We start from the raw sequence: 2,790 nt of genomic DNA, 5'->3' as shown, positions 1-2,790 counted from the left end.
AGGAGAAGCATCATGGGTCTGGTTGCCGCCAAGATCGAGCCGAGCGCCAAGGAAGAGATCGTCAACGGCCTGACGCAGGCGCTGGCCGAGACCGCGATCGAGACGCTCAAGGCGCAGAACTTCCACTGGAACGTCACCGGCATGAGCTTCGGCTCGCTGCACGAGCTGTTCCAGGAGATCTACGAGGATCACTTCGAGGCGCAGGACCTTCTGGCCGAACGCATCAAGGCATTCGACGCCCATGCCGAAGGCCGCTTCTCGGTCTATCTCGAGCGCAGCGCCGTCGAGGAGCATGACGGCCGCACCGACGCCAAGACGATGATCGAGGTCCTGATGAAGGACCAGGAGACCCTGTCCTCGACGCTGTCCTCGCTGGCGCAGGTCGCCGAGGAGCACGGCGACTGGGCGACCAACGACATGGCGACCGGCCGCATCGAGAAGCACGACAAGTTCGCCTGGATGCTGCGCGCCCACCTGAAGTCGACCGCCGCCTGAGCGATCGACCCGTCACCAAAAAGGCCCGCCGGATCGCTCCGGCGGGCCTTTTTCGTAGGTGGTCAGAGGTCGCCGTCCTCCTCGTCCAGCGGACAGGGGACGCCCTCCTGCTGGCACTTGCGGCGATAGGCGATCGCCCAGAAGGCCGGATTCTTGTGCTCGGCGCGCAGGCGCTCTAGCAGCGCCTCGAAGAAGTCGCGCTTGCGCTCGGCGCTGCCCGAATGGGGGAAGGAGTCTTTCTCCATCTTGGTCATCATGCAGCCGACGCAGCGCCCCGCGCGCTTGTACTTGCACACGTCCACGCAGGGGCTCGGGGCATCCGCCCAGGCTGGCGATACGCTCATGGATGGGTCCTCGGGGTCCGGAACCTCGGAGTTAGGCAGCCTTGGCCCCCGTGTCGAGGTCGGCCTCCAGCTTGTCGAGCGGACAGGGCCGCCCCTTCTTCTCGCAGCGGCGGCGATACATGCGCGACCAGTAGGCGTAGCGCCCCGCCGCCTGCAGCCGCTCGCTCAGCATCGCGAGGAAGGCGCGCTTCTCGCCCTTGCCCTCCAGCCGCTTGAAGCGCTTCTTCTCGGGCTTCGTCATCCGGCAGGCGATGCACTGCCCCTCGATCTTGAACTTGCAGACGGAGACGCAGGGGCTCGGCGCCTTGGTGAAGGTCTTGGCCATGTCGGTCGGTCCGTCGGTTCAGTTCTTGTCTTCGGGAAGCGGCGGCAGCGGCAGGGCGGCGATGCCTTCCTCGAGGAGGCCTCGCACCTCCTGCCCGCTCGCCTCGCCGTAGATCTGCCGGCCCTCCGCCTCGCCGTAGTGGATGCGCCGCGCTTCCTCGGCGAAGCCCGCGCCGACATAGTGTCCCTCATTGCGGACCTTGCGGGCCATGTCCTGCAGCTGGCGGTAGAGCTCGGCCGCCTCGCCGACGGGCGCGCTCGTCACCGCACCGCCCGGCGCGTGGCCCGGTGTGCGACCCGGCTCGGGCGCCGCCGCGACGGCCGGGCTCATCAGCGCCTTTTCGACGCCGTGCCCTTCGCAGACCGGGCAGGCGAGCAGCTTGCGCGCGCCCTGCGCCTCGAAATCGGCGGAGGAGCGGAACCAGCCGTCGAACCCGTGCCCGCAGTCCCGGCAGCGAAGGGCGTAGCGGATCATGCCTCTGCGGTCGCGCGCACCGCCGGCGCCTCGAAGGGACGGCGGTTCTTGAGGTTGGGGATCTTGGCGCGCACGCTGCCGACGAGCTCGGTGTCGACCGTCGCCAGCGCCACGCCCGGCTCGTCGCCCTTCACCTCGGCGATGATCCGGCCCCAGGGGTCCGAGATCAGCGAGTGGCCGAAGGTCTCGCGCCCGTCCTCGTGGCGACCGCCTTGCGCGGCGGCGATCATGAAACAGTTGTTCTCGATCGCGCGGGCGCGCAGGAGGACATGCCAGTGCGCCTCGCCGGTCTGGCGCGTGAAGGCGGCGGGCGCCGTCAGCACCTCGGCGCCGGCCAGCGCCTCGGCCCGGAAGAGCTCGGGAAAGCGCATGTCGTAGCAGACCGCGAAGCCGATCCGCGCCGTGCCGTCGGCAAAGCGCACGTCGGCGAGCCCCGAACGGGTGCCCGGCACGTAGGTCGCCGATTCGCGCCAGCTCTCGCCGCCGTCGAGATCGACGTCGAACATGTGGATCTTGTCGTAGGTCTCGATCGTCTCGCCGTCCGGCCCGAACAGGAAGGCGCGGTTGGCCGCCATCCCGTCGCCGGCATCGACCGCCGTCGAGCCGAGATGGAGGACGATCGCGTGGCGGCGTGCCAGCGCGCGTGCGGCGGCCACCACCGGATCGCTCGCCGCCGGCTTCAGGTACGAGCGGAACCGCTCGCGGTCGCGGCTGAGGATGCCGGTCATCTCCGGCGTCTGCACGAACTGCGCGCCGCGCGCCGCAGCGTCCGCGACCAATGCCTCCATCGCCTCGATGTTACGGGCGGGATCCTCGCCGGAGCGCATCTGCACCACGGCGGCCTTGAACGTCGTCATCGCCTCGGGTCCTCAGCCGGCCAGCATCGGATCGAGCTTGCCGGCCCGGTCCAGCGCGTGGAGATCGTCGCAGCCGCCGACGTGCCGGTCGCCGATGAAGATCTGCGGGAAGGTCGAGCTGCCGGGGGCGCGGCTCATCATCTCCTGCCGGTAGGACGGCTCGACGGTCGCGTCCTTCTCCTCGAAGGCGACGCCCTTGCGGGTCAGGAGGTCCTTGGCGCGCGCGCAGTAGCCGCAGAACTGTCGGGTATAGATGGTGACGGGGGGCATGGCGTCCTCGAAACTTCAGGCGACG

At 69.2% G+C, this 2,790-nt stretch carries 6 protein-coding genes; 1 reads left to right on the top strand and 5 read right to left on the bottom strand.

Features of this window, described 5'->3' with window-relative positions; all coding sequences use genetic code 11:
- The coding region (locus tag QZ753_RS06535; RefSeq protein WP_294642061.1) for a DNA starvation/stationary phase protection protein at nt 1-495 on the top strand (495 nt) is incomplete at its 5' end.
- Nucleotides 496-557: 62 nt separating this feature from the next.
- Here QZ753_RS06535 and QZ753_RS06530 read toward each other — a convergent pair.
- Genes QZ753_RS06530 through grxC form a run of 5 tightly spaced genes read right to left on the bottom strand, consistent with a single transcriptional unit; the run spans nt 558 to nt 2,765 of the window.
- Nucleotides 558-839 carry a DUF1289 domain-containing protein gene (locus QZ753_RS06530; protein ID WP_294642059.1) on the bottom strand — a complete coding sequence of 94 codons (282 nt, stop codon included), beginning with the start codon at nt 837-839 and terminating at the stop codon, nt 558-560.
- 31 nt (nt 840-870) lie between these two features.
- Nucleotides 871-1,164: a DUF1289 domain-containing protein gene (locus QZ753_RS06525; protein ID WP_294642057.1), complete on the bottom strand. Its 294-nt coding sequence runs from the start codon at nt 1,162-1,164 to the stop codon at nt 871-873.
- 18 nt (nt 1,165-1,182) lie between these two features.
- Nucleotides 1,183-1,638: a DUF1178 family protein gene (locus QZ753_RS06520; RefSeq protein WP_090963599.1), complete on the bottom strand. Its 456-nt coding sequence runs from the start codon at nt 1,636-1,638 to the stop codon at nt 1,183-1,185.
- Nucleotides 1,635-2,495: a carbon-nitrogen hydrolase family protein gene (locus QZ753_RS06515; protein WP_294642055.1), complete on the bottom strand. Its 861-nt coding sequence runs from the start codon at nt 2,493-2,495 to the stop codon at nt 1,635-1,637. Before QZ753_RS06515 ends, QZ753_RS06520 begins: the two co-directional genes overlap by 4 nt.
- Before the next feature lie 12 nt (nt 2,496-2,507).
- Nucleotides 2,508-2,765, bottom strand: a complete 258-nt coding sequence (gene grxC / locus QZ753_RS06510; RefSeq protein WP_055892137.1) for a glutaredoxin 3 — start codon at nt 2,763-2,765, stop codon at nt 2,508-2,510.
- Nucleotides 2,766-2,790 lie beyond the last annotated feature (25 nt).

The organism is uncultured Aureimonas sp., assembly GCF_913775355.1.
Classification (GTDB): Bacteria; Pseudomonadota; Alphaproteobacteria; order Rhizobiales; family Rhizobiaceae; genus Aureimonas.
This window is presented reverse-complemented; position numbering and strand designations above follow the sequence as displayed.

Excerpts from the sequence above, each read along its gene's own strand:
- QZ753_RS06525 (WP_294642057.1), bottom strand. The coding sequence starts at position 1,164 with ATGGCCAAGACCTTCACCAAGGCGCCGAGCCCCTGCGTCTCCGTCTGC.
- QZ753_RS06530 (WP_294642059.1), bottom strand. The coding sequence starts at position 839 with ATGAGCGTATCGCCAGCCTGGGCGGATGCCCCGAGCCCCTGCGTGGAC.
- QZ753_RS06520 (WP_090963599.1), bottom strand. The coding sequence starts at position 1,638 with ATGATCCGCTACGCCCTTCGCTGCCGGGACTGCGGGCACGGGTTCGAC.
- QZ753_RS06515 (WP_294642055.1), bottom strand. The coding sequence starts at position 2,495 with ATGACGACGTTCAAGGCCGCCGTGGTGCAGATGCGCTCCGGCGAGGAT.
- grxC (WP_055892137.1), bottom strand. The coding sequence starts at position 2,765 with ATGCCCCCCGTCACCATCTATACCCGACAGTTCTGCGGCTACTGCGCG.